Origin of the sequence: Pseudomonas sp. P7758, from assembly GCF_013386485.1 — a bacterium.
Lineage (GTDB): Bacteria > Pseudomonadota > Gammaproteobacteria > Pseudomonadales > Pseudomonadaceae > Aquipseudomonas.
In genome coordinates this window covers 44,628-66,366 of sequence record NZ_JACARS010000037.1, presented here as the reverse complement: position 1 = coordinate 66,366, position 21,739 = coordinate 44,628, and the positions used below count along the sequence as shown (strand labels likewise).

Here is a 21,739-nt window from a genome sequence, read left to right as displayed (position 1 = left end):
TAAGTTGCCGTTACCGCAGCAACGGATATGCCCCCAATCAGCCCCCCAATCAAACCAGATGCAGATGGTTATCCCAAAGCCCCGCCGGCAACTCCAGCGGCTTGCCCACCAACGGCACCTGCCGACAATCATAAAACCGGCAACGCCCCTGCCCGGAAGTCACCACAAAGCCGTCAGCCACCGCACCCACCCCGGCACAATCCGGCAACGGCCCGTCCAGCAGCAACTGCGCGCTGTCCATGTTCCAGATAAAGAACCGATTCCCCCGAGGCGCCGTCAACGCCACCAGCCGCAACTCACTGTGCACCGCCACACTGGCCGTGTAATGCCCCATGACCTGCAGCTGCTCATCCGCCACCGGAAACGCCACAAACGGCTGCCCCGGTCGCTTGATCGCCAGCAACTCCGACCGCTCATGAGACGCCCCCATGAACTGCTGCCCCGCGAGGATCGTCCCGTCGCTGGCAATCCCCATATGCCGCACACTGTTCATCTGCTGGCTCAGGGTCTCCTTGCTCAACAGCGTCCCGTCGCGCTTCATCAGGACCAGGCTCGGCTCCATGGCATTCAGGTTCATCTCCACCCGGCTCTCAGCCTCAGTGCGAATCCCGCCGTTAGCCACCACCAGCGTCTCGCCATCAGGCATCCACGACACCTGGTGCGGCCCGATGCCATGGGTGGAAATCTCCCCGGTGTGCACCAGCCGCTCACCCTCGAACCGGTATACACCCAGCAAACCGCGACCCGGGTCAGACGTGTCGTTCTCTGTGGCATACAACCACTCGCCATCCTTGTGCACCACCGCATGCCCGTAAAAGTGGCGATTGGCCTTGGAGGTGATGGTTTGCAGCAGCGCCCCGTCCCGCAAGTCGATCAGGTAGCTCTCGGTGCCCGGCCGGCGGGCGACAAACAGCGCAATCGGCAGCGTCGGGTGGTTGATGATGTCGTGGCAGCGCTGGCCGACCTCGGTGGCAAATACCTGCTTGCCGTCCAGGCGAAAGCCGACGGCGTAGTGCCTGCCATCACTGTCATCCCGCGCCGAGAGCAGCAGCGGGCTTTTGCCCTTCTGCTTGAACAGCGTCCAGCCGCCCAAAGTGATCGCACTGAGCAGCACGCTGCCGAGGGCCAAAGCCTGTCGCCTGAGCATCATCAGTCACCGTCGTTGGCGTTAAAGCCCAGTTGGATGCCCAGCGCCTTGGCCAGCTCGCCTTCGTGCAGGCGGTGGACGACGTTGAGGCTGTCGTAGATATCGTTGAGTTGCTGGCGCCCGGCATCGTCGGCCAGCATTTCATTCAGCGTACGCTGGTTGCTGGCGAAGAGTTTCAGGGAGGCGGCATACGCGGCGTCGATCTTGTCAGCCAATGGCTTTTGATCGGCAGGCAACAGGCCGCGCAGGCCTTTGTTGTCGACGCCGACCCAGACGGTCTGGGCGGCAGCCAGGCTGGCTTCCAGGCTTTGCAGGGACGACTGGCTGCGCCACGCATCGGCCTGGAACGGTTGCGGGATGCCCTTGGTCTGGCGGCCCATCGGGGTGCCGAGTTTTTTCTTCAGGGTGTCCAGCGCAGTCACTTGAACCCGCAGCAGGTCGGCGATGGCTTCGTGGGAATCGGCGTAGCGCTGGTTAGGAAACTTGGTCATCTGCGCCAGCATGCCGTCGGTGCTGTTCCAGCTCGACAGGATCTCTTCGGCCAGCAGTTTCTGGCGCTCGCCGATGGCTACCAGCAACGGGCAGTAGCGGGCTTTTTGCGTCTCGTCCGCCAGATCGGTCTTGGCGTCGTAGAGGATGTATTCGTAGGCCGACAGGCCCTGCACCACGACGCTGGATTTGGCCAGGGCGGCGGCGTCGATCTGTGGTTGGGCGGTCACCAGTTGCTCGACTTGACGACCCACCAGATTTTTCTTGTCCGGCCAGAACTGCACCTGCCACGAGCGGTTGCCCTCGGCCAGCGGGCCGATCAGCAGCGGTTGCAACTCGGCCCAGGCCTTTTGCGCGTGCAGGAAGTCGGCGCGGGCGGTCTCCAGGCTTTCCTTGCCCTGGCAGTAGGCCAGGGCGCTGACGGCCAGTTGGCGGTCGGCTTCAACCCAGCGGCTGTAGGTCGGCAGGATCACTTGCTTGGCGATGGCCGCCGAGGTCACCGCTTGCGGGTCCTGGGGCGAGCACGCACCGAGGGCGAGGGCGGCCAGGCTGGTGAACAACAACTTGGGACGGAACATGTCGAGCTCCCTTCTGTAATTAGGACAAAGCTTATAAAGAATTCAGAAATGCCAGCAACGCGGCGCGCTGCTCGGCATTGAACGACAACACATGCTGCTGCGCCGCCTGGGCTTCACCGCCGTGCCACAGCACGGCCTCCATCAGGTTGCGGGCGCGGCCGTCATGCAAGAACTGGGTGTGGCCACTGACGGCTTGCGTCAGGCCAATGCCCCACAACGGCGGCGTGCGCCAGTCGCGGCCACTGGCTTTGAATTCGCTGCGGTTGTCGGCGAGGCCGTCGCCCATGTCGTGCAGCAGCAAGTCGCTGTAGGGGCGAATCACCTGGTTAGCCAATTCAGGTTCGGCGGCGGTGGGCGCCGTGGTGAATTGCGGGGTGTGGCAGCCCTGGCAACCGGCCTGGTAGAACAGGTTTTTCCCGGCCAGCACTTGCGGTGCGTTGACGTCGCGGCGGGCGGGGACGGCCAGGTTGCGGGTGTAGAACAGCACCAGGCGCAGGATGTTGTCGCTGACCTCAGGCTCGCCATCCGGGCCATTGCCGTTGGGCGCCTGTTTGCAGGCCACTTGTGCATCGGTGCAGTCATCGAACGGTCTCAGGGAGGTGGTCAGGCCCATATCACCAGAGAACGCGTGAACATTTTGTTGATTGAGGTTCGGTTGCCCGGCTTTCCAGCCAAATCGACCGAGTACGGTCTTGTGTTGCGCGTCGTCCCAGACCCAATTCGCCCGCCCGACAATGGCTTCCTTGTCGGCGGTTTTCGGGTCGGTGTTGCGCAGGATGTCGGCGTCGGGGATCGCTTCGAGCAGCCCCAGGCCGATCATCGGCGGTGCAACCCGCGCGGAGAAGCGCGTGTCGGGGTGCATCGGCCCATAACCGAGCTGGGTGATTTGCAGGGCCGGCTTGCGCAATTCGACCACGGTGCCGTCCTTGAAGCGGACGTTGACCGGTGTGTAGTCGACCCGCACCTTGCCCTCCGGGGCGACGCCGGGCACGGCCATGTCCTGCAATTGCCCACCGTAGACCGGCTCGGGGACTACACCCAGTTGCTCGATGACCTTCGCATAGGGCGGTGCATCGGGAATCGACAGGCGTACCAGCATCGACACCGCGTTGGGCGCATCGGGCAATGGCGGATGCCCACGGCCATCCTTGATATGGCAGTTCTGGCAGGCATTGGTATTGAACAGCGGCCCCAGCCCGTCGCGGGCAGTGGTGGTGGACGGGGCAATCACCCAGGGGCTGCGAAAGAAACTGTTGCCGACGCTGAAGTCCAGGCGCCGGGTGGGCGACAGGTTGGCCGAGGGCAGGGAGAAGGCGTTCTGGTCGGTCTTCCTCACCGTGGTCGCGCCACCGGCACGCGCTTCACCAGGCTCGGCCTTGGTGAATCGCGGGGCGTCATCGCAGGCACTCAGGCTCAAGGCCATCAACAGTGCAGACAGGCGAAGGGGCGAACGGGACATCAGTCTTCCTGAACGTAGGCTGAAAATAAGGCCGCAAAGTCTAACAGGGCAGGGCGGATTGAATAAGAGCAATTATCGTTTGGTGGTATCCGATTCATTCCCGCTAGAATGACCGCACATTTTTCTCTGGAGGTGGCCAATGCAGGCTCTCGACGCTTTGCTCAACCGTGTTTCCGTGCCGCGACTGCTGGACCCGGCACCGACCCAGGAGCAGCGCGACCTGCTGTTCGCCGCTGCCATGCGCGCGCCCGACCACGGCCAACTGCGCCCTTGGCGCTTCCTGACGGTGGAGGGTGCGGCACGTGAGCGCATGGGCACCCTGCTGGCCGAAGCCGCCCGCCTGCAGGACGCCGACGCGCCCCAGGCCGCGATCGACAAGGCGCAGAACGGCCCGCTGCGGGCGCCGTTGGTGGTGGTGGTGATTGCCCGCCTGCAAGAACATTTCAAAGTGCCAAAATCCGAGCAGCTGCTGGCGGCGGCCTGTGCGGCTCACGGGATTCTGCTGGCGGCGTACGCCCAGGGGATCGGCGCGGTGTGGCGCACCGGTGAGTTGTCGTACTCGGCCCATGTCGCCAAAGGCCTCGGGCTGAAGGCGGATGAGGAAGTGATTGGCTTCCTCTACCTGGGCACCCCACAAAACCCGCCGCGTACGGCCCCGAAAGAAGACCTCGCGCCGTTTGTGGCGGCCTGGACGGGTCAATAAGGCACCGCGACTCTAAATGTGGACGGGCTTGTGTGGGAGCGGGCTTGCTCGCGAATGCGGTGTGTCAGTCAATACATGTACCGACTGATCCACCGCGTTCGCGAGCAAGCCCGCTCCCACATTGGGTGCTCACTGGTTTCAAGCCCGGGTCAAACCCGAAACTGATCCATCAGCTTCATCTGCTGGCTGGCCAGGGCGTTGAGCTGGCTGCTGATGGCCGCCGATTCGGTGGCCTGGCCGGTCAGGGTTTCGGTCACTGTGCGGATTGCCGAGACGTTGCGGTTGACCTCCTCGGCCACCGCACTTTGCTGCTCGGCGGCGCTGGCGATTTGCAGGTTCATGTCGCTGATCACCGTTACCGCATCGCTGATCTTGCCCAGGGCCTGCACCGCCTGATGAATCTGCCCGGCGTTGTTCTGCGCCTGGGTCTGGCTCGAATGCATGGTCGCCACCACTCCACGGGTGCCAGTCTGGATGCGCTCGATCACCAGGCGAATCTCCTCCACCGAGTCCTGGGTGCGCTTGGCCAGGTTGCGCACCTCGTCGGCCACCACCGCAAAACCGCGCCCGCTTTCCCCGGCTCGCGCCGCTTCAATCGCAGCGTTCAGGGCCAGCAGGTTGGTCTGTTCGGCAATGCTGCGGATCACTTCCAGTACCGAACCGATCTGCTCGCTGTTCACCGCCAGGGCTTCGACTTCGGTCACGGCCTTGCTCACTTCTTCGGCCAGGGTGGTGATGTCGCGGGTGCTGCGTTCAATAATCTGCATGCCTTCACGGGCTGACTGGTCGGCGCCGCGGGCCGCGCTGGCGGCGTTGGAGGCGCTGTTGGCCACGTCGTGGGCGGTGGCGCTCATTTCATTCGAGGCGGTGGCCACCTGGTCGATCTCACGGAACTGCACCTGCATGCCTTCGCTCGTCTGGCGCGCGATTGCCGAGGACTGGTCGGCGGTGCCACGGGCTTCGGTGATGCTTTGCTTGATCTGCGCGATGGTCGGCTGCAGCTTGTCGAGGAAGCGGTTGAACCAGTTCACCAGTTCCCCCAGTTCATCTTTTTTACCGTAGGCCAGGCGCTGGGTGAGGTCGCCGTCGCCGCTGGCGATTTCCTTGAGCATGGCGGCCACGCTGTTGATCGGCCGGGTCACGCCGGTGGCGGTCAGCCAGATCAGCAACAGGCCCAGCAGCCCGGCGGCTGCGCCTACCAGCAACGCCTTGACGGTGCCACTGGCCTGGGCCTTGTCGAGCACCGCCTGGAGTTTGAGCGAGTCTGCCAGCAGCACTTGTTTGGGCAGTTTGATTACCACGCCCCAGGATTTGGCGTCGGCAATCGGTTTGACCGGGTACACGGCGCGAATCGTGCCGTCTTCCTCGCGGATCTTGCGGGTATCGCTGGCCAGCAGTTGCACGATCTCTTTGCCTTCGGCACCGAGGGTGTCCACCAGGTTTTTGCCGACTTTGGCCGGCTCGCCGCTGTAGCCGGCGATCAAGCCGTTACCGGACAGTATTTCGAGAATTCCGGCGCCGTTGAACAGTTCTTTTTGCGCCGCATCAGCGGCCGCTTGCAGGGCATTGAGGGCGAGGTCCACACCGACCACGCCGATCACTTTGCCGTCGACCAGCAGCGGCAGGGAAATGGTGGTCATCAACACCGGCTTGCCGGCCACGGTGTCTTCATACGGGTCCAGCAGGCAGGTGTTTTTTGTGTCTCGTGGGCAGGTGTACCAGATGTTGTAGGGCGTGCCGCTGAGGTTGAGGGTGGTCTTGGTCAGGTCATCCTCGACCATCACGGTGTTCAGGCCTTCACCGCCGGCGCGGCTCCAGTAGCTGGAAAAGCGGCCTTTTTCGTTGGACACACGGGCGGCATCATTGACGAATTCACTGTCTTTGCCATCGAGGGCGTTGGGCTCGAACGACAGCCAGATGCCGAGCACCTTGGTGTTGCGGTCGAAGGCGGTTTTCAGGCTGTGGTTGAGTTCTTCACGCAGGGCCCCGGCATCCAACGAGCGCTTGCCGGCCAGAGTGCGCAGGTCCTTGATCTGGTCGGCCAGGGCCGTCACCACCAACAGGCTTTCACCGAAGGTTTTTTGCAGTTGCACCGCTTGCTCGGCGGCCTTGGCCTGCAGCAGGTTCTGCACACTGTCGGTGAGCATTCGCGAGCTTGAATCGCTGATGAGTTCGTCGTTCTGGTTGGTCTGGTACAGGTTCATGCCGACCACCAGGGCGATCACCCCCAGCAGGCACAGACCGGACAACAGCACGATTTTCAAGCGAATGGAGAGGGTGTCGAACATAGAAGTACCCGCGAATGGACTTATTAGTATGCAAGCTCACGCGAGTCCATTCGGCGCTATGCCCGGAACATCGGCTTGGGCCGGCAGTTCATGAGCGGGAGCCGATGAGCGGTAGTCAGGGTGTCAGGTGGGTTGCGGGAGACGTTCCGGTCGCGACCAGATCCACAGGTTGCCCATGCTCATTCCGGCGATGGCCAGGTAGATCGGCCAGCCGTGGTCGAGCATCACCAGCATCAGGCCGGCGCACAGCAGCATGCTCACGGTGGCGCTGACTTTGGCCCGGCGGGCGATGATCCTGCCATTGCGCCAATTGAACAGGATCGGCCCGAACAGCCGGTGGTTTTCCAGCCAGGCACTCAGGCGCGGCGAGCTTTTGGTGGCGGCCCAGGCGGCCAGCAGGATGAACTCGGTGGTGGGCAAGCCCGGTACCACAATCGCAATCAAGCCGATGCCCAGGCTGACGTAGGCCAGCAGGCCGAACAGGACGCGGGCGATTTTGGATGAGGATTGGGTTTTGCCGGTCATGGGTGCGGTTTGCATGGATGGATTTACGAAGGATTCAAAGTGAAACCGGATCAAAATGTGGGAGCGGGCTTGCTCGCGAATGCGGTGGTTCAGTCAATATATCTGGTGACTGAACCACGGCATTCGCGAGCAAGCCCGCTCCCACATTTGATTGCATTCCAATCAGGGAATCAGGCCAGCTCAGGGGCGCTAGCGTACGCCTGTTCCAGCAACACGGTGAAGCGCACGAACGCATCAATCGCGCCTTTCTCCACTTCGGCTTCTTCTTCAGCGGTGAATTCCAGTGCGTCGAGGGTGCGGGTGAAGCGCTTCCAGCCTTCAGCGCGACCCCCCGCAGGCTCGCCCAGGTGACGGGCACCGAAGGTTTCGCTCAAACCCAGGCCCACGGCACGCTTGATCAGGAACGCGGCGCCCAGCTTGGAGCCTTCGGACACGAACAGCCAGCCCAGCGCTTCGGCCTTGCTCGGGTTTTTCACCGCGCCGGCCACCGGTGCCGGTACTTCGGTGTCCAGGTCGCCCAGGTCCAGCTTGGCCGCTTCGGCACGGCAGCGTTCGGCGAGGTCAGGGACGATCTTGATCAACTCTGCATCGTTGTACAGCGCCACCAGCTCCGACTGGAACAGGTATTGCGCGACCACGAAGCGGGCGAAGTTGGCCTGGGTTTCAAACGGTGCATGGGCCTTCACCAACGCATCGAGCTTGGTGTGCGGTTCGTTGGTGATCTGGTTCAGGCGCTGGGAGCGCAGGGCTGCACGTTCTGCGGTAGGGGAGGCGGTCATCGGGGAGTCCTTGAGAAGAGAAAGCGTCTGGTTGCCAGGCTGTTATGAACTAGACGAACCAGAAGACGCGTCACAGTAAAAAATCCTCACCCCGGCGCAGATTAAATCGCGCCGGGGTGAGGCTCCATGGATCAGATGTCCCAGATCAGATTGATCGCAAAGTTGCGGCCCGGCTGGGTCAGGCGGTCGAGGTTGGCCGGGCCGGTCACACCGGCTTCGCCGACGCTGTCGTAGCTGCGCACGTCATCCCAGTTCCAGTATTTCTTGTCCGTCAGGTTGTACAGGCCGCCGTTGATGGTCACGTCGTTGGTGACCTTGTAGAAGCCGGTCAGGTCGACGATGCCAAAACCCGGGGTCTTGAACGGGCCGTTGGCGCTGTTGCCGTCAGGGGCGAAGAAGGTGGTGCTGTCGACGCGGTCCTGTTTCTTGACCAGGGTCCAGCTGACCAGGGCACCGTAGTTCTGCTGGTCATAGCCCAGGCCGAACACGCCCTTGAGCGGGTTGACGCTGTTCAACGGTTCGCCGTTGTCGTCATTGCGCCCGTAGGTGTAGGCAATCGAGCCTTGGGTATACAGGCCCTGCGGTGCGCCGAATGCGTCGAGGCTCAAGCGGCCCTTGGCCTCCACGCCCTTGATGGTGGCGTGCTTGATGTTGTTGGCTTCGAACTGCTGGACGGTGCCACCGGCAACCGAGGCATCTTCGTCGATGAAATCACGGTACTTGTTGTAGTACACCGCCACATCAAACGAGCCCGAGTCGAAGTTGCCGCGAATCCCGGTTTCGACGCCCCGGCTGCTTTCCGGCTTGAGGTCCGGGTTGGGTTCGACGGTGTAGCGCTGCTGCAGGTTTTCAAAGCGGCCATACAAGGCCTTGGCCGACGGGGTGCGATAGCCTTCGGCGTATTGGCCGAACCAGGTGTATTGCTCGGTCAGGGCGTAAGTCACGCCGAACTTGGGCGTTACACGGTGCCAGTTCTTTTCCGAATCGCTGTGGTCGTAGATGCGTGTCGGGTCAACGGTATTGAGGAATTCCTGGGTCAGCTTGGGTTTGAGCTGGATGTAGTCGTAGCGGACGCTGGGCAGGAAGGTCCACTTGTCCCAGGCAATCTGGTCCTGGGCAAACAGCGCGTAGGAGTTGATGGTCGGGTCGGGGAAGTCGCTGGCTTTTTTCACGCTGTCGGCGGCCGACGGGCTTGGTGCACCGATGGCGGTGCAGCCTGCGCCGACCGCCAGGCAGGTCGCGGCGCCCTCACGGGAACCGGTGACTTTCTGCTGCTTGAGGGTGGTGCCGTAGGTCACGACATGGTCGGTTTCGCCGATGCTGAAAGCCTTGTCCAACTGCGCGTCGAATACCCACTGCTTCTCTTCGTACAGGGTCTCGCGGGTGCGCAATACCTTGCGCGATGGCTGGTAGATTTCTGCGGTGGTCTGGTCGGTCTTGGCGATCTGGTAGTTGAGGCTGGTCTTGATGTGATCGGCAATCGGCGAGTCGAGGGCGAACTTGTTTTCGATGCCGAAGCGTTCGCGGGTGATGGTGTCGTTGCCCGTGCGGCCGCGGTAGAAATTGAAGCCCTGGCCACCGACAAACGGGCCACCCACTGCGTTTTTCAGGTTGGTGTCGCGATCGTCCTTGAACTTCTCGTAGGTCAGGCCCAGGCGGTTGTCTTCGCCGTAGTTCCAACCCAGTTTGGCCAGCACGTTGGTGGTGCGCGCATCTTCCGGGTTGGCGCCGGTGCGGGCCAGGCCGGTGGCGTTATTCCCGTCGTAGGATTCCATCTCGTGACCGTTGCGCTGGCTCAGGTGCAGCAAGCCGTCGAAGTCCTGCATGCGACCGGCGACGGTGCCGGAGGTCAGCCAGCTCTCATCGGCGGAGCTGTAGCCGGTCTTCAGGCGTGCGCCGTAGTCCTGCCCGGGCTTGATGATGTCGTTGGGGTCGAGGGTAAAGTAGCTCACCGCGCCGCCGATGGCGCTGCTGCCGTACAAGGCCGAGGCCGGGCCGCGCAGGATTTCCACGCGCTTGACGATTTCCGGGTCGACGTAGTTGCGGCGGGTCTTGGCGTAGGGGCCGTTGAAGAAGTTGTCCGGCACCTCGACGCCGTCCACCTGGGTCAGGATACGGTCGCCGTCGATCCCGCGAATGTTGTAGCCAGCATTGCCGGAGCGGGTGCCGGCACCGCCCACCGAAACACCTGGCTCATAACGCACCAGTTCACGGATGGTGTTGACGTTCTGGCGGTCCAGTTCTTCGCGGTCGTGCACGGTCACGGTGCTGGGCACGCTGTCCACGGCCTGTTCCTGGCGGGTGGCACTGATGGTCATCTGTTGCAGGGTGATGGCGCCGACGGCGACGCGTTTTTCCAGCACGATGTTGTTGTTGCCCAGTTTGCGATAACCCAGGTTGGTCCCCACCAACAGCCGGTCCAGGGCTTTATCCGCCGGCAATGAGCCGCGCACGCCAGGGGACGACACACCCTGGCCCAGTTCTGCCGGCAGGCCGACTTGCCAGCCGGTCACCGCGGTGAAGGCGTTCAGCGCCGAGACCAGGGATTGCTGCTCGATGCTGAAGCTGTAATTGCCCTGGCTGCGGCTGGCAGGCTCGGCGGCGGTGGCAGCCATGACGGGCGCACCGGCCAACAGGATTGCGGCCGTCAGCAGCGACAAGCCCTGGCGGCGAACGGGCGAAGAGGACCGGCGGTTGAAACGAGACGACATCGAGAGCGCTCCGGAAGGTACGAATCTTATAGTTGCGCACTGAATCAAATAGGAATCAGTTGCATTGGCTATAACGAGACGTATCGTCGCTGGCTATCGAGTAAAAATAATTCTCATTTAGTTCAGGATCACCAGCGCCGGGTATTCCGAGAGCTTGGCCGAGGTGATGTGGGCCAGGGAGCGCACCACGTCGAGCGGCTGGTCGAGCCGGTAATTGCCGGTGACGGCCACGCTGGCGAGCCTGTCGTTGTTGTTGACGATCCAGCCGGGGTAGTAGCGACGCAATTCGGCCAGCACTTCGCTCATCGGGCAGTTTTCGAAGATCAGCCGGCCGTCGACCCAGGCCAGGTCCTTGGTGGTGTCGAGCTTGGCCGGTTGGCCGAAGCCCTTGGGCCCGATGCGGATACTTTCACCGGCGCTCAGGCGCACCCGCGCGTCGTCAAACGTGTTGCTCAGGTCGACATCACCGCGCTGTACCTGAACCTGGGCTTCACCGTTCAAGTAGCGCACCGCGAAAGAGGTGTCCCTCACGCTGGCGCGCACCGGGCCGGCGTCGATTTCCAGGGGCAGGCCACGGCTGGGCAGCACTTCGAAAAACGCCTCGCCCTGATACAGGCGGGCGATGCGCTGGTGGTCCTTGATGCTGCTGGAGAAGGCTGAATTGGTGTTGAGCAACACTTTCGAGCCATCGTCCAACTGCAGGCGCTGGCGCTCGCCCACCACGGTCAGATGGTCGGCCTGCAGGCGCATAGGCAGGTTGCTGAAGCTGAACAGGCCCAGCAGCAACACGGCGGCAGTGGCCAGGGGCTTCCAGTGCGGTTTGATACGGCGCCAGGCGCTGGGTTTGCGTGGAGCATTCAGGGCGACGGCAGCGCTGTGAACCGGCGCGCCGCCCCAGGCAGTCTGGGCCTTGATGAAGGCTTCGGCGTTTAACGGGTCGTTGGCGAGCCAGGCTTCAAATTCCGCCTGCTGCCCGGTTTGCGGGCACTGCAACGCGATCAGCCAGTCGAGGGCTTGGTCCATGGCCGCGTCTTGCAACACCTCATGAGCCAGCTCATGGGGGTGCCGTTTATTCGGTTCCGTCACGGTGTTCCTCGGGTCTTCGCCACGTTTTAATCAATAGTCCTACAGACTGTGCCGACAAAGCTTAAGGGCGATCCAGTCTTTCGGCCACACCTATGCAGATGGCCATGATCAGTTTCAGTTCCTTCTGCACGGTGCTCAGGGACACGTCGAGCTTGTCGGCGATCTCCTGATAGCTGCAACCGTGCAGGCGGCTGAGGATGAATATCTGCTGCTGGCGGGCGCTCAACTGGCCGAGGCTGACACTCAGGTGCTCGAGCAATTGCTCGGCCTGTGTCGCGTCTTCGGGGGTGCTGACGGGGGAGGCGACGCTTTGCAGGACGTCCAGCGGGACATCTTCCTGCAGGGTGCGGGCCTGAATCCTGCGGGCGCGCAGGTGGTCCAGCGCCAGGTTGCGCGCCGTCTGGTAGACAAAGGGTTCGAGGTGGTCGATCGGCCGTTCGCTCAGGGCCCGGGTAACGCGCAGGTAGGTTTCCTGCAACAGGTCCTCGGCGGTGCTGTGGTTATTCACCATCCGCTGCAAGGTGCGCAGCAAAATCACCCGTTGGGTGAGGAAGACTTGGTTGAAACGAGATTGGCTCACAGTGATACCAGACCGATTTGCAGCGAATGATAATGCTTATCATCAACGCAAATGGCAAGTGGCACTTTGGATTACTGTAGGAGCGAGCTTGCTCGCGAAGGGCGTCAACGATATCGCTGGCATCCTGAATAAACGCGGTGGTTTTGCGTTTTTCGCGAGCAAGCTCGCTCCTACAGGCCGAGCATTACTCGGCGTTGCACAGCGCCAGGCAGTTATCCAGCATGCGGTTCGAGAAGCCCCACTCGTTGTCGTACCAGGCCAGCACTTTCAGCAGTTTGCCGCTGACTTTGGTGTGATTGGCGTCGAAGATCGACGACAGCGGGTTATGGTTGAAGTCACTGGAAACCAGCGGCAGGGTGTTGTAGCCGAGGATTTTCGAGTGCTGGCTGGCTTCTTTCAGCAGCGCGTTGACCTGCTCGGCACTGGCTTCTTTTTTCAGTTGCACGGTGAGGTCCACCAGCGACACGTTGATCACCGGTACACGCACGGCCATGCCGGTCAGCTTGCCTGCCAGTTCCGGCAGCACCAGGCCCACGGCTTCGGCAGCGCCGGTCTTGCTCGGGATCATGTTCTGGGTGGCCGAGCGCGCGCGGTACGGGTCGGTGTGGTAGACGTCGGTCAGGTTCTGGTCGTTGGTGTAGGCGTGGATGGTGGTCATCAGGCCGCTTTCGATGCCCAGCTCGCGGTGCAGCACCTGGGCCACGGGCGCCAGGCAGTTGGTGGTGCAGGAAGCGTTGGAGATGATCTGGTGGGATTGACGCAAAATGTCATGGTTTACCCCGTACACCACGGTGGCATCGGCGCCCTTGGCCGGGGCCGAGATGATTACCTTGCGCGCGCCGGCGGTAATATGGGCGGCGGCCTTGTCACGGTCGGTGAACAGACCGGTGCATTCGAACACCACGTCCACCTTGTGGGCAGCCCACGGCAGGTCGGCCGGGTTGCGAATGGCACTCACGGCAATCCGGTCACCATTCACGGTCAGGCTTTCCTGATCATGAGCGACCTCTGCGTCGAAAGTACCGTGGACGGTGTCGTATTTAAGCAGGTGGGCATTGATCGAGCTGTCGCCGAGATCGTTGATGGCGACGATCTGCAAATCCTGACGGTAGCCTTGGGTATAAAGTGCGCGCAGGACATTACGGCCAATACGGCCAAAACCATTGATAGCGATACGTAGAGTCATTGGAAGGTGCCTGTCGTCGATTTGTTGTAAGAATTACAAGATTATTCGCATAAAAATAGAAAACAAGCCTTTTTAGTGGCAATATTTTGTTCAATCTACAACGAGTGACCTGAATCAACTGGTCCGATTGGTCAAGCAACACCCTGCCAACCTCTTCGCGGCGGGCTTTTGACCAGCATAGACACTCAGGTCGCCACATCCGTTAGCCTGGAGTTCTATACATGCATCCCCGCGTACTTGAGGTCACCGAACGGCTTATCGCCCGCAGCCGTGCAACCCGTGAGGCATACCTTGCGCTCATTCGCGGCGCTGCCAGCGACGGCCCGATGCGCGGCAAGCTGCAATGCGCCAACTTTGCCCACGGCGTGGCCGGGTGTGGCACCGAAGACAAAAACAGCCTGCGCATGATGAACGCCGCCAACGTGGCAATTGTTTCGTCATATAACGACATGCTGTCGGCCCACCAGCCATACGAACATTTCCCCGAGCAAATCAAAAAGGCCCTGCGTGAAGTCGGTTCTGTTGGCCAGTTCGCCGGCGGTACCCCCGCCATGTGCGACGGCGTGACCCAGGGCGAACCAGGCATGGAGCTCAGCCTGCTGAGCCGCGAAGTGATCGCCATGTCCACGGCGGTAGCGCTGTCCCATAACATGTTCGACGCCGCGCTGATGCTGGGTATCTGCGACAAGATCGTCCCCGGCCTGATGATGGGCGCCCTGCGCTACGGCCACCTGCCGATGATCTTCGTACCGGGCGGCCCGATGCCGTCGGGGATCTCCAACAAACAGAAAGCCGACGTGCGCCAGCGCTACGCCGAAGGCAAGGCCACCCGCGAAGAGCTGCTGGAATCGGAGATGAAGTCCTACCACAGCCCGGGCACCTGCACCTTCTACGGCACCGCCAACACCAACCAGTTGCTGATGGAAGTCATGGGCCTGCACCTGCCGGGCGCCTCGTTCGTCAACCCGTACACGCCGCTGCGTGACGCCCTGACCCGCGAAGCCGCGCACCAGGTCACGCGCCTGACCAAGGCCAACGGCAGCTTCACGCCGATCGGCGAGATCGTCGACGAGAAATCCATCGTCAACTCCATCATCGCCCTCAACGCCACGGGTGGGTCCACCAACCACACCCTGCACATGCCGGCCATCGCCATGTCGGCGGGCATCATCCTGACCTGGGATGACATGGCCGACCTCTCCGAAGTGGTGCCGACCCTGTCCCACGTGTATCCAAACGGCAAGGCCGACATCAACCACTTCCAGGCGGCGGGAGGCATGTCGTTCCTGATCCGCGAACTGCTGGAAGCCGGCCTGCTGCACAACGACGTCAACACCGTGGCCGGTCATGGCCTGAGCCGCTACACCCAGGAACCGTTCCTGGTGGACGGCGAGCTGGTATGGCGTGAAGGCCCGATCGAAAGCCTCGACGAAACCATCCTGCGTCCCGTGGCCCGTGCGTTTTCTCCGGAAGGCGGCCTGCGGGTAATGGAAGGCAACCTCGGCCGGGGTGTGATGAAGGTTTCCGCCGTGGCCCTCGAACATCAAATCGTCGAAGCCCCGGCCGTGGTGTTCCAGGACCAGCAAGACCTGGCCGACGCGTTCAAGGCCGGTGAGTTGGAAAAAGACTTTGTTGCGGTGATGCGTTTCCAGGGCCCGCGCTCCAACGGCATGCCGGAATTGCACAAGATGACCCCGTTCCTCGGCGTGTTGCAGGATCGTGGCTTCAAAGTGGCGTTGGTAACAGACGGGCGCATGTCCGGCGCCTCGGGTAAGATTCCCGCCGCGATTCACGTCAACCCCGAAGCCCAGAGCGGCGGGCCACTGGCACGTGTGCGCGATGGCGATATCATTCGCGTGGATGGCGTCAAAGGCACCTTGGAGCTTAAGGTGGACGCCGAAGAATTTGCCGCGCGCGCGCCTGCCACGGGCCTTCTGGGCAATAACGTGGGGGCCGGTCGCGAGTTGTTTGCGTTTATGCGTTTGGCTGCAAGCTCCGCAGAGCAGGGCGCCAGCGCCTTTACCTCTGCCTTGGAGACACTTAAGTGAAGCTAGCGCTGGTCGGTGATATCGGTGGTACCAACGCCCGTTTTGCGTTGTGGCGGGATCAGGAGCTGCATTCGATCCGCGTCCATGCGACGGCGGATCATGCCAGCCCGGAAGAGGCGATCCAGGTCTATCTGAAGGAAGAAGGCCTGGCCATCGGCTCGATTGGCGCGGTGTGCCTGTCGGTCGCGGGGCCGGTGAGTGGAGATGAATTTAAATTCACCAACAATCACTGGCGCCTGAGCAAGACTGCGTTCTGCAAGACCTTGCAGGTGGACGAGCTGCTGCTGGTGAATGATTTCTCGGCCATGGCCCTGGGCATGACCCGCCTGAAGCCCGACGAATTCCGCGTGGTGTGCGAAGGCACGCCGGAGCCGTTGCGCCCTGCGGTGGTGATCGGCCCGGGCACCGGCCTGGGCGTGGGCACCTTGCTCGACCTCGGCCATGGCCGTTGGGCGGCATTGCCGGGGGAGGGCGGCCATGTCGACCTGCCCGTGAGCAGCCCGCGTGAAGCCCAGCTGTGGCAGCACATCTACAATGAGATCGGCCATGTCAGCGCTGAAACTGCCTTGAGCGGTGGCGGTTTGCCCAGGTTGTACCGGGCGATCTGCGCGGTGGACGGTCACGAGGCGGTTCTGGAAACTCCCGAAGCCATCACTGCCGCTGGCCTGGCGGGTGACCCGATAGCCCTGGAAGTGCTGGACCAGTTCAGTATCTGGCTGGGCCGGGTTGCCGGTAACAACGTGCTGACCACCGGCGGTCGTGGTGGCGTGTACATCGTGGGTGGGGTGATCCCGCGCTTTGCCGATTTCTTTATCAAGAGTGGTTTTGCCAGGAGTTTTGGCGACAAGGGCTGCATGAGCGACTACTTCAAAGGCATTCCGGTGTGGCTGGTGACGGCACCGTATTCAGGGTTGACAGGTGCTGGTGTGGCGCTTGAGCAGGCATTTGCGTAGGCAGTGATGGCCTCTTCGCGAGCAAGCCCGCTCCCACATTCAATCCCATTCCAACTGGATGAATGAGGTCGAATGTGGGAGCGGGCTTGCTCGCGAAGGCGGCCTCAAGGGCAACAAATGACTTAAGCTTGGCCATAACAACAAGGAGGACCCCGTGAGCGTAATCAGTAAATCCATTCTCCTGGTCGACGACGACCAGGAAATCCGCGAGTTGCTGCAAACCTACCTCAGCCGCGCCGGTTTCCAGGTGCGTGGCGTGCCGGATGGCGCGGGGTTCCGCCAGGCGATGAACGAAGCCCCGTGCGACCTGGTGATCCTTGATGTGATGCTGCCGGACGAAGACGGTTTCAGCCTTTGCCGCTGGATCCGCCAGCACCCGCGCCAGGCCCAGGTGCCGATCATCATGCTCACCGCCAGTTCCGACGAAGCCGACCGCGTCATCGGCCTGGAGCTGGGTGCCGACGATTACATCGGCAAACCCTTCAGCCCCCGTGAGCTGCAGGCCCGTATCAAGGCCCTGTTGCGGCGTTGCCAGTTTGGCCAGGAGCGCAGCGGGGGCGAGGTGCTGGTGTTTGGCGAGTGGCGCCTGGACATGGTCAGCCACCGGCTGTTCCACGTCGACGGCGAGGAAGTGATTCTTTCCGGCGCCGATTTTGCCCTGCTCAAACTGTTCCTCGACCACCCCCAGCAAATCCTCGACCGCGACACCATCGGCAACGCCACCCGTGGCCGCGACCTGATGCCCCTGGACCGGATTGTCGACATGGCCGTCAGCCGTCTGCGCCAACGCCTGCGCGACACCGAAAAACCACCCCGGCTGATCCGCACCGTGCGCGGCAGTGGCTATCAATTGGCAGCCAGCGTGGTTGCCGGCAATGCCCACTGAGCGCCTGCGTGAACTGCGCCGGCGCATCCCGGTACCGCGTTCGCTGCTGGGGCGGATGTTACTGCTGACCCTGTTGGCGGTGCTGTTTGCCCAGGCGTTGTCCAGCGTGATCTGGGTCTCGCAATTGCGCGCTACCCAGCTTGAAGGCCTGGTAACCGCCGCCCGCAGCCTGGCGCATTCGATGACCGCCAGCGTCAGTTATTTCCGCTCGTTGCCGGTGGCCTTCCGGCCGTTGGTACTGGACCAGTTGCGCAGCATGGGCGGTACCCGGTTTGTGGTGACGCTCAACGACAAGCCCCTGGACATGGCGGTATTGCCGGAAACCCCGCGCAAGCATGCAGTGCTCGGTGCTGTCGAAGAAGTGTTGCGCCAGACCCTGGGCAGCGACGTGCATGTTTCGGTGGAGTTCGTCAGCGCCGAAGACCTGCGCATCTTCAACGCCGGCTTGAAACTCGACGAACTGCCGCGCTCCTGGGCGCATTACGCGTTGACCCTGGAACCGGTGAATCCGCCGGTGTTGGTCACCCAGATCCAGCTGGCCCAGGGCGAATGGCTCTACATTGCCTCCTTGCTGCCCGAACCCTACACCAGCCTCGAAGAACAAGGCCTGCCATACCAGCAGGTGTGGTTTATCGTGCTCACCAGCGGCTTCCTGCTGCTGTTTATCGGCCTGCTGGTGCACTGGCAAAGCCGTCCACTCAAGCGCCTGGCGAGGGCGGCGCGGGACATGTCCCTGGGCGCCGACGTGGAGCCGGTGGCCGAAGGCGGCGGCAGCGAAGTGGTGGAAGTAGGCCGCGCGTTCAATGCCATGCGCGAACGCATCAGCCGTTACCTGACCGAACGCAGCCAGCTGTTCAGCGCCATTTCCCACGACCTGCGCACACCCATCACACGCCTGCGGTTGCGGGTGGAATTGCTGGAAGACGAGAACCTGCAAACCAAGTTCGGCCGCGACCTGGATGAACTTGAGTTGCTGGTCAAAGGCGCGCTGCAGTGTGTGAAAGACACCGACATTCACGAAAACATCGAACCGGTGGACCTCAACCACGTACTCGACTGCCTGGTGGAGCCGTACCTGGCGCCCAACGGCAATGGGCGCGTGACCCAACATGGTCGGGCACTTACGACGTACCCGGGCAAGCCGCTGGCGCTCAAGCGCTGTATCGGCAACCTGATCGACAACGCCCTGAAGTACGGGCAGAACGCCCATTTGCATATTGAAGACGATGGCGCGGAATTCATCCTTCACGTCGACGACGAAGGCCCGGGCGTGCCGGAACAGCGCCTGGAGCAGGTCTTCGAACCGCACTTCCGCCTGGCCGGGCAGCAACAGGGTTACGGCCTGGGCCTGGGTATCGCCCGCAACATTGCCCACAGCCATGGCGGTGAAGTGAGTTTGCAGAATCTGCGGGAGGGCGGTTTGCGGGTGACCTTGCAACTGCCTCGTGGCCTGGATTGAACGCCACCAATACCGCAGCTGATTGAGTACTTGTGGCGAGGGAGCTTGCTCCCGTTGGGGCGCGAAGCGGCCCCAAAAGATGGGACTGCTGCGCATCCCAACGGGAGCAAGCTCCCTCGCCACATTATTAGTATCCGGCGTTATAACCGTGGTTAGACGCTCTGGCGCAACCTGGCCAGATCCCGCAACGGCGGCGCACCAAACAGCCGGCTGTATTCGCGGCTGAACTGCGATGGGCTCTCATAGCCCACCCGATACCCCGCCGCCGAGGCTTCCAGGCCCTCGGCGATCATCAACCGCCGAGCCTCCTGCAAACGCAGTTGCTTCTGGTACTGCAACGGGCTCATGGCGGTCATCGCCTTGAAGCGGTGGTGCAAGGTCGAGACGCTGAGGTTCACTTCCTTGGCCAGGTCATCAATGCGCAGGGGCTGTTCGTAGTTGCCGTTCAACCAGGTGATCGCCTGGCTCACCCGATGGCTCTGACTGTTGGCGACGGCAATTTCATACAGCCGATAGCCCTGTGGACCACGCAACAGGCGATAGAGAATTTCCCGATTGATCAGCGGCGCGAGCATTGCGATGTCTTTCGGTGTGTCGAGCAATCGGGTCAGGCGCAGCACGGCGTCCAGTAACTGGTTGTCCAGGCGGTCGACATACATCCCTCGGGAGGTCGGGCGCGGGGGCACGCCCATCGGCCCGGCTTCGGCAATCAGTGCGGTAATCTGTGCCGGGTCGATATTCACCCGAATCGACAGGTTGGGGTCTTCCGGCGTGGCATCAAGGATGCGCCCGGCCACCGGCATCGCTACCGAAAACACCAGGTAATTGAGCGGGTCATAGGCGAATACTTCATCCGCCAAACGCACTTCCTTGCGCCCCTGGGCGAGGATGCACAGCGCGGGCTCAACCAGCACCGGCGTGAATTCACGCGGGGAGTTATGACGGTTGAGATACAGCGACGTGATCGCCGTGCCGTAGGAACCATCCTCCCAGGTATGCCGGCGAACGATGCCGGCGAGTTCTGCGCGCTGCTTTTCCATATCGGCGTCGAGGGGGGTGGAGCGAAGTTCGGGCGACGACATGGGACATCCTCTGGTGCTTTGACGATGGGCACAGCTTAAAGGCGGCTTTGCAAAAAGCGGTACTTCGATTCTGCACAATCCTTGCCTGATCCTGCGAAAAATCGTGAATCAGGCAAGCCTAGGACTGTCATCCCCCTGAAATACGGCAGTCATGCCGGGAATAAACTTCGCAGGCCGATTGCTATATCTACGCATCTCGCAGGATTGTGCAATAAGCCAGCAGGAATTGACTAACCGCATCCACCCCCGCGCCCGTATCTTTGATCCTATGGCAACACGCCCTCACAGTGCTTGCCGAGCATCACTTCTCAACGGGAGAGTCGAACATGTCCACCCCCATTCCCGCGAGCCATATGGCCTTTATCCGTGCCCGTACCGGGTACAGCACCGAACTGGGTGCACGCTTGAGCAGTTTGATCGAACCGGGCCGCCAGGCTCAGGGTTGCCTGCAATTCTCGTTGCAGCACTCCCTGGCCGACCCGGATGTGTGGTTGGTGTCGGGCTTCTGGAGCAGCGAGCAGGCGATGAGTGCCTACTTCAGCTCGCCGGCGCTGATGGTCTTCACCGAGTTGTTGAATGACATGGTGGTTCGCAGCATGGACTTCCAGACCTTCACCGACGCCTCGGCGGCCAATGCCTATGGCGAGTACCTGCAACTGGCGGGCTAGTGCTTTAGAATGGCCGCCTTTCCCATTGGCCAGGACCTGCAACATGGCACGTAAAGAGTTTGCCCACCACGAAGCCGTTTCCGCCTTGGTGCGTGAAGAAGAGGGTGGCTATCGCGCCGCCATCGCCGTCAAGGCGCTGGATGGCATGGGCGCACCGCGCTTTCACAAGATCCTCGATGGACAGACGTTCAAGACTGCCTCCGACGCCGACGATGCCGCAGCGCTGCAACTGGAGCGCTTGGTCGATGTAGATGAAGACGGTCAGCTCTCTTGGGCAACTTCCGCCAACTAAAAACACCGCTGATCCAAATCTGGGAGCGGGCTTGTGTGGGAGCGGGCTTGTGTGGGAGCGGGCTTGCTCGCGAATGCGGTGGATCAGTTGGCATATGCATTGACTGATACGCCCCCTTCGCGAGCAAGCCCGCTCCCACATTTTTATCTCGTTCCAATTAGCGTTTCGCGGCGCCTGGGCGGTACATTTTGAACAGCGCTTCCGGCCCCAACTGAAAATAATCCGCCGGGCCACCTCCACGCAGGATCGGCTGGGCGGCAGCTGTGTCGTACACCCCGTCTTTCAATAGCCACTTGGCAATATGCACCGCGACCACCTCGCCGAGCACCAACCAGCTTGGCACCAGCTGTTTGTCGGCGCGCTGCAGTTGAATGATCTGCGTCACCTTGCACTCGAACGACACCGGGCTTTCGGCCACGCGAGGCACGGCGATCACCTTTGAAGCCACCGGCGTCAGGCCCGACAATTCAAACTCGTTGACCTCGGGTGATACCGGCGCGCAACTCTGGTTCATCTGCTCGGCCAGCGGGCGGGTGGCCAGGTTCCACACGAACTCACCGGTCTGTTCGATGTTGTTCAGGCTGTCTTTGCGCCCGACGCTGGAAAATCCAATGATCGGCGGAATGTAGTTAAACGCATTGAAGAAACTGTAGGGCGCCAGGTTCAGGCGGCCCTGGCTGTCGTGTGACGAAATCCAGCCAATCGGGCGCGGGCCGACAATCGCATTGAACGGGTCATGGGGCAGGCCGTGGCCGTTGGCGGGTTCGTAGAAATGAATATCGTCGGACATGGGCCGGGGTTCCTGCTGGTGGTTCGGGGA

Annotated in this window: 19 protein-coding genes and 2 pseudogenes; 8 read left to right on the top strand and 13 right to left on the bottom strand. The window is 62.0% G+C overall.

The window, feature by feature from the left end:
* Positions 1-49 precede the first annotated feature (49 nt).
* The 3 genes from HX873_RS09535 to HX873_RS09525 are packed head-to-tail and all read right to left on the bottom strand — an operon-like array spanning position 50 to position 3,673.
* Positions 50-1,147 (bottom strand): DUF1513 domain-containing protein, encoded by a 1,098-nt coding sequence (locus HX873_RS09535; RefSeq protein ID WP_177122609.1) that lies wholly within the window; start codon positions 1,145-1,147, stop codon positions 50-52.
* 2 nt (positions 1,148-1,149) lie between these two features.
* Complete coding sequence (locus HX873_RS09530; protein ID WP_102606236.1) at positions 1,150-2,214, bottom strand: imelysin family protein; 1,065 nt, start codon at positions 2,212-2,214, stop codon at positions 1,150-1,152.
* Between the two features lie 31 nt (positions 2,215-2,245).
* On the bottom strand, positions 2,246-3,673 hold the full coding sequence (locus tag HX873_RS09525; protein ID WP_008435515.1) for a di-heme oxidoredictase family protein: 1,428 nt from the start codon (positions 3,671-3,673) through the stop codon (positions 2,246-2,248).
* A gap of 139 nt (positions 3,674-3,812) precedes the next feature.
* Here HX873_RS09525 and HX873_RS09520 point away from each other — a divergent pair, with 139 nt between their 5' ends.
* On the top strand, positions 3,813-4,376 hold the full coding sequence (locus HX873_RS09520) for an NAD(P)H nitroreductase (protein ID WP_003214103.1): 564 nt from the start codon (positions 3,813-3,815) through the stop codon (positions 4,374-4,376).
* A 149-nt stretch (positions 4,377-4,525) separates the two neighbouring features.
* Here the strand turns inward: HX873_RS09520 and HX873_RS32070 are convergent, their stop codons facing one another.
* The 8 genes and pseudogenes from HX873_RS32070 to gap all read right to left on the bottom strand — a co-directional run bounded on the left by HX873_RS32070 (position 4,526) and on the right by gap (position 13,531).
* Positions 4,526-5,281 carry a methyl-accepting chemotaxis protein gene (locus HX873_RS32070; protein ID WP_371103562.1) on the bottom strand — a complete coding sequence of 252 codons (756 nt, stop codon included), beginning with the start codon at positions 5,279-5,281 and terminating at the stop codon, positions 4,526-4,528.
* Between the two features lie 102 nt (positions 5,282-5,383).
* Positions 5,384-6,523, bottom strand: a pseudogene (locus HX873_RS32065) (HAMP domain-containing protein); the annotation flags it as partial.
* Positions 6,524-6,787: 264 nt separating this feature from the next.
* Entirely contained in the window at positions 6,788-7,189 is a 402-nt protein-coding gene (locus tag HX873_RS09510) for a YbaN family protein (RefSeq protein WP_003214107.1), read from the bottom strand.
* A gap of 170 nt (positions 7,190-7,359) precedes the next feature.
* Positions 7,360-7,968, bottom strand: coding sequence for a biliverdin-producing heme oxygenase (locus tag HX873_RS09505; protein ID WP_003214109.1), 609 nt, complete (start codon positions 7,966-7,968; stop codon positions 7,360-7,362).
* A gap of 131 nt (positions 7,969-8,099) precedes the next feature.
* Positions 8,100-10,679 (bottom strand): TonB-dependent receptor, encoded by a 2,580-nt coding sequence (locus HX873_RS09500; protein ID WP_177122607.1) that lies wholly within the window; start codon positions 10,677-10,679, stop codon positions 8,100-8,102.
* A gap of 117 nt (positions 10,680-10,796) precedes the next feature.
* Entirely contained in the window at positions 10,797-11,765 is a 969-nt protein-coding gene (locus tag HX873_RS09495; RefSeq protein WP_177122606.1) for a FecR domain-containing protein, read from the bottom strand.
* Between the two features lie 61 nt (positions 11,766-11,826).
* Positions 11,827-12,345 (bottom strand): RNA polymerase sigma factor, encoded by a 519-nt coding sequence (locus HX873_RS09490; protein ID WP_003214115.1) that lies wholly within the window; start codon positions 12,343-12,345, stop codon positions 11,827-11,829.
* Positions 12,346-12,529: 184 nt separating this feature from the next.
* Positions 12,530-13,531, bottom strand: a complete 1,002-nt coding sequence (gene gap / locus HX873_RS09485) for a type I glyceraldehyde-3-phosphate dehydrogenase (RefSeq protein WP_003214117.1) — start codon at positions 13,529-13,531, stop codon at positions 12,530-12,532.
* A gap of 221 nt (positions 13,532-13,752) precedes the next feature.
* Between gap and edd the strand changes: the two genes are divergently transcribed.
* From edd to HX873_RS32060, 5 genes and pseudogenes are all read left to right on the top strand, one after another.
* The gene (gene edd / locus HX873_RS09480) at positions 13,753-15,579 is read left to right on the top strand and encodes a phosphogluconate dehydratase (protein WP_003214119.1); all 1,827 of its coding nucleotides are present in this window, start codon (positions 13,753-13,755) and stop codon (positions 15,577-15,579) included.
* A complete protein-coding gene (locus tag HX873_RS09475; protein ID WP_003214122.1) occupies positions 15,576-16,532 on the top strand; it encodes a glucokinase in 957 nt (318 codons plus the stop codon). The genes edd and HX873_RS09475 overlap by 4 nt, the downstream gene beginning before the upstream one ends.
* A gap of 154 nt (positions 16,533-16,686) precedes the next feature.
* Positions 16,687-17,418: a response regulator gene (locus tag HX873_RS09470; RefSeq protein WP_003214124.1), complete on the top strand. Its 732-nt coding sequence runs from the start codon at positions 16,687-16,689 to the stop codon at positions 17,416-17,418.
* Complete coding sequence (locus HX873_RS09465) at positions 17,408-18,877, top strand: ATP-binding protein (RefSeq protein ID WP_087694634.1); 1,470 nt, start codon at positions 17,408-17,410, stop codon at positions 18,875-18,877. The genes HX873_RS09470 and HX873_RS09465 overlap by 11 nt, the downstream gene beginning before the upstream one ends.
* 21 nt (positions 18,878-18,898) lie before the next feature.
* A pseudogene (locus tag HX873_RS32060) lies at positions 18,899-19,000 on the top strand (N-acetyltransferase); the annotation flags it as partial.
* Positions 19,001-19,029: 29 nt separating this feature from the next.
* Here the strand turns inward: HX873_RS32060 and HX873_RS09460 are convergent.
* Positions 19,030-19,959 (bottom strand): AraC family transcriptional regulator, encoded by a 930-nt coding sequence (locus HX873_RS09460; RefSeq protein ID WP_177122605.1) that lies wholly within the window; start codon positions 19,957-19,959, stop codon positions 19,030-19,032.
* Between the two features lie 326 nt (positions 19,960-20,285).
* Between HX873_RS09460 and HX873_RS09455 the strand changes: the two genes are divergently transcribed.
* Positions 20,286-20,627, top strand: coding sequence for an antibiotic biosynthesis monooxygenase family protein (locus tag HX873_RS09455; RefSeq protein WP_003214130.1), 342 nt, complete (start codon positions 20,286-20,288; stop codon positions 20,625-20,627).
* Between the two features lie 43 nt (positions 20,628-20,670).
* Positions 20,671-20,919 (top strand): hypothetical protein, encoded by a 249-nt coding sequence (locus HX873_RS09450; protein ID WP_177122604.1) that lies wholly within the window; start codon positions 20,671-20,673, stop codon positions 20,917-20,919.
* A gap of 157 nt (positions 20,920-21,076) precedes the next feature.
* Here the strand turns inward: HX873_RS09450 and HX873_RS09445 are convergent, their stop codons facing one another.
* Positions 21,077-21,709: a flavin reductase family protein gene (locus HX873_RS09445; RefSeq protein WP_177122603.1), complete on the bottom strand. Its 633-nt coding sequence runs from the start codon at positions 21,707-21,709 to the stop codon at positions 21,077-21,079.
* Positions 21,710-21,739: the final 30 nt, after the last annotated feature.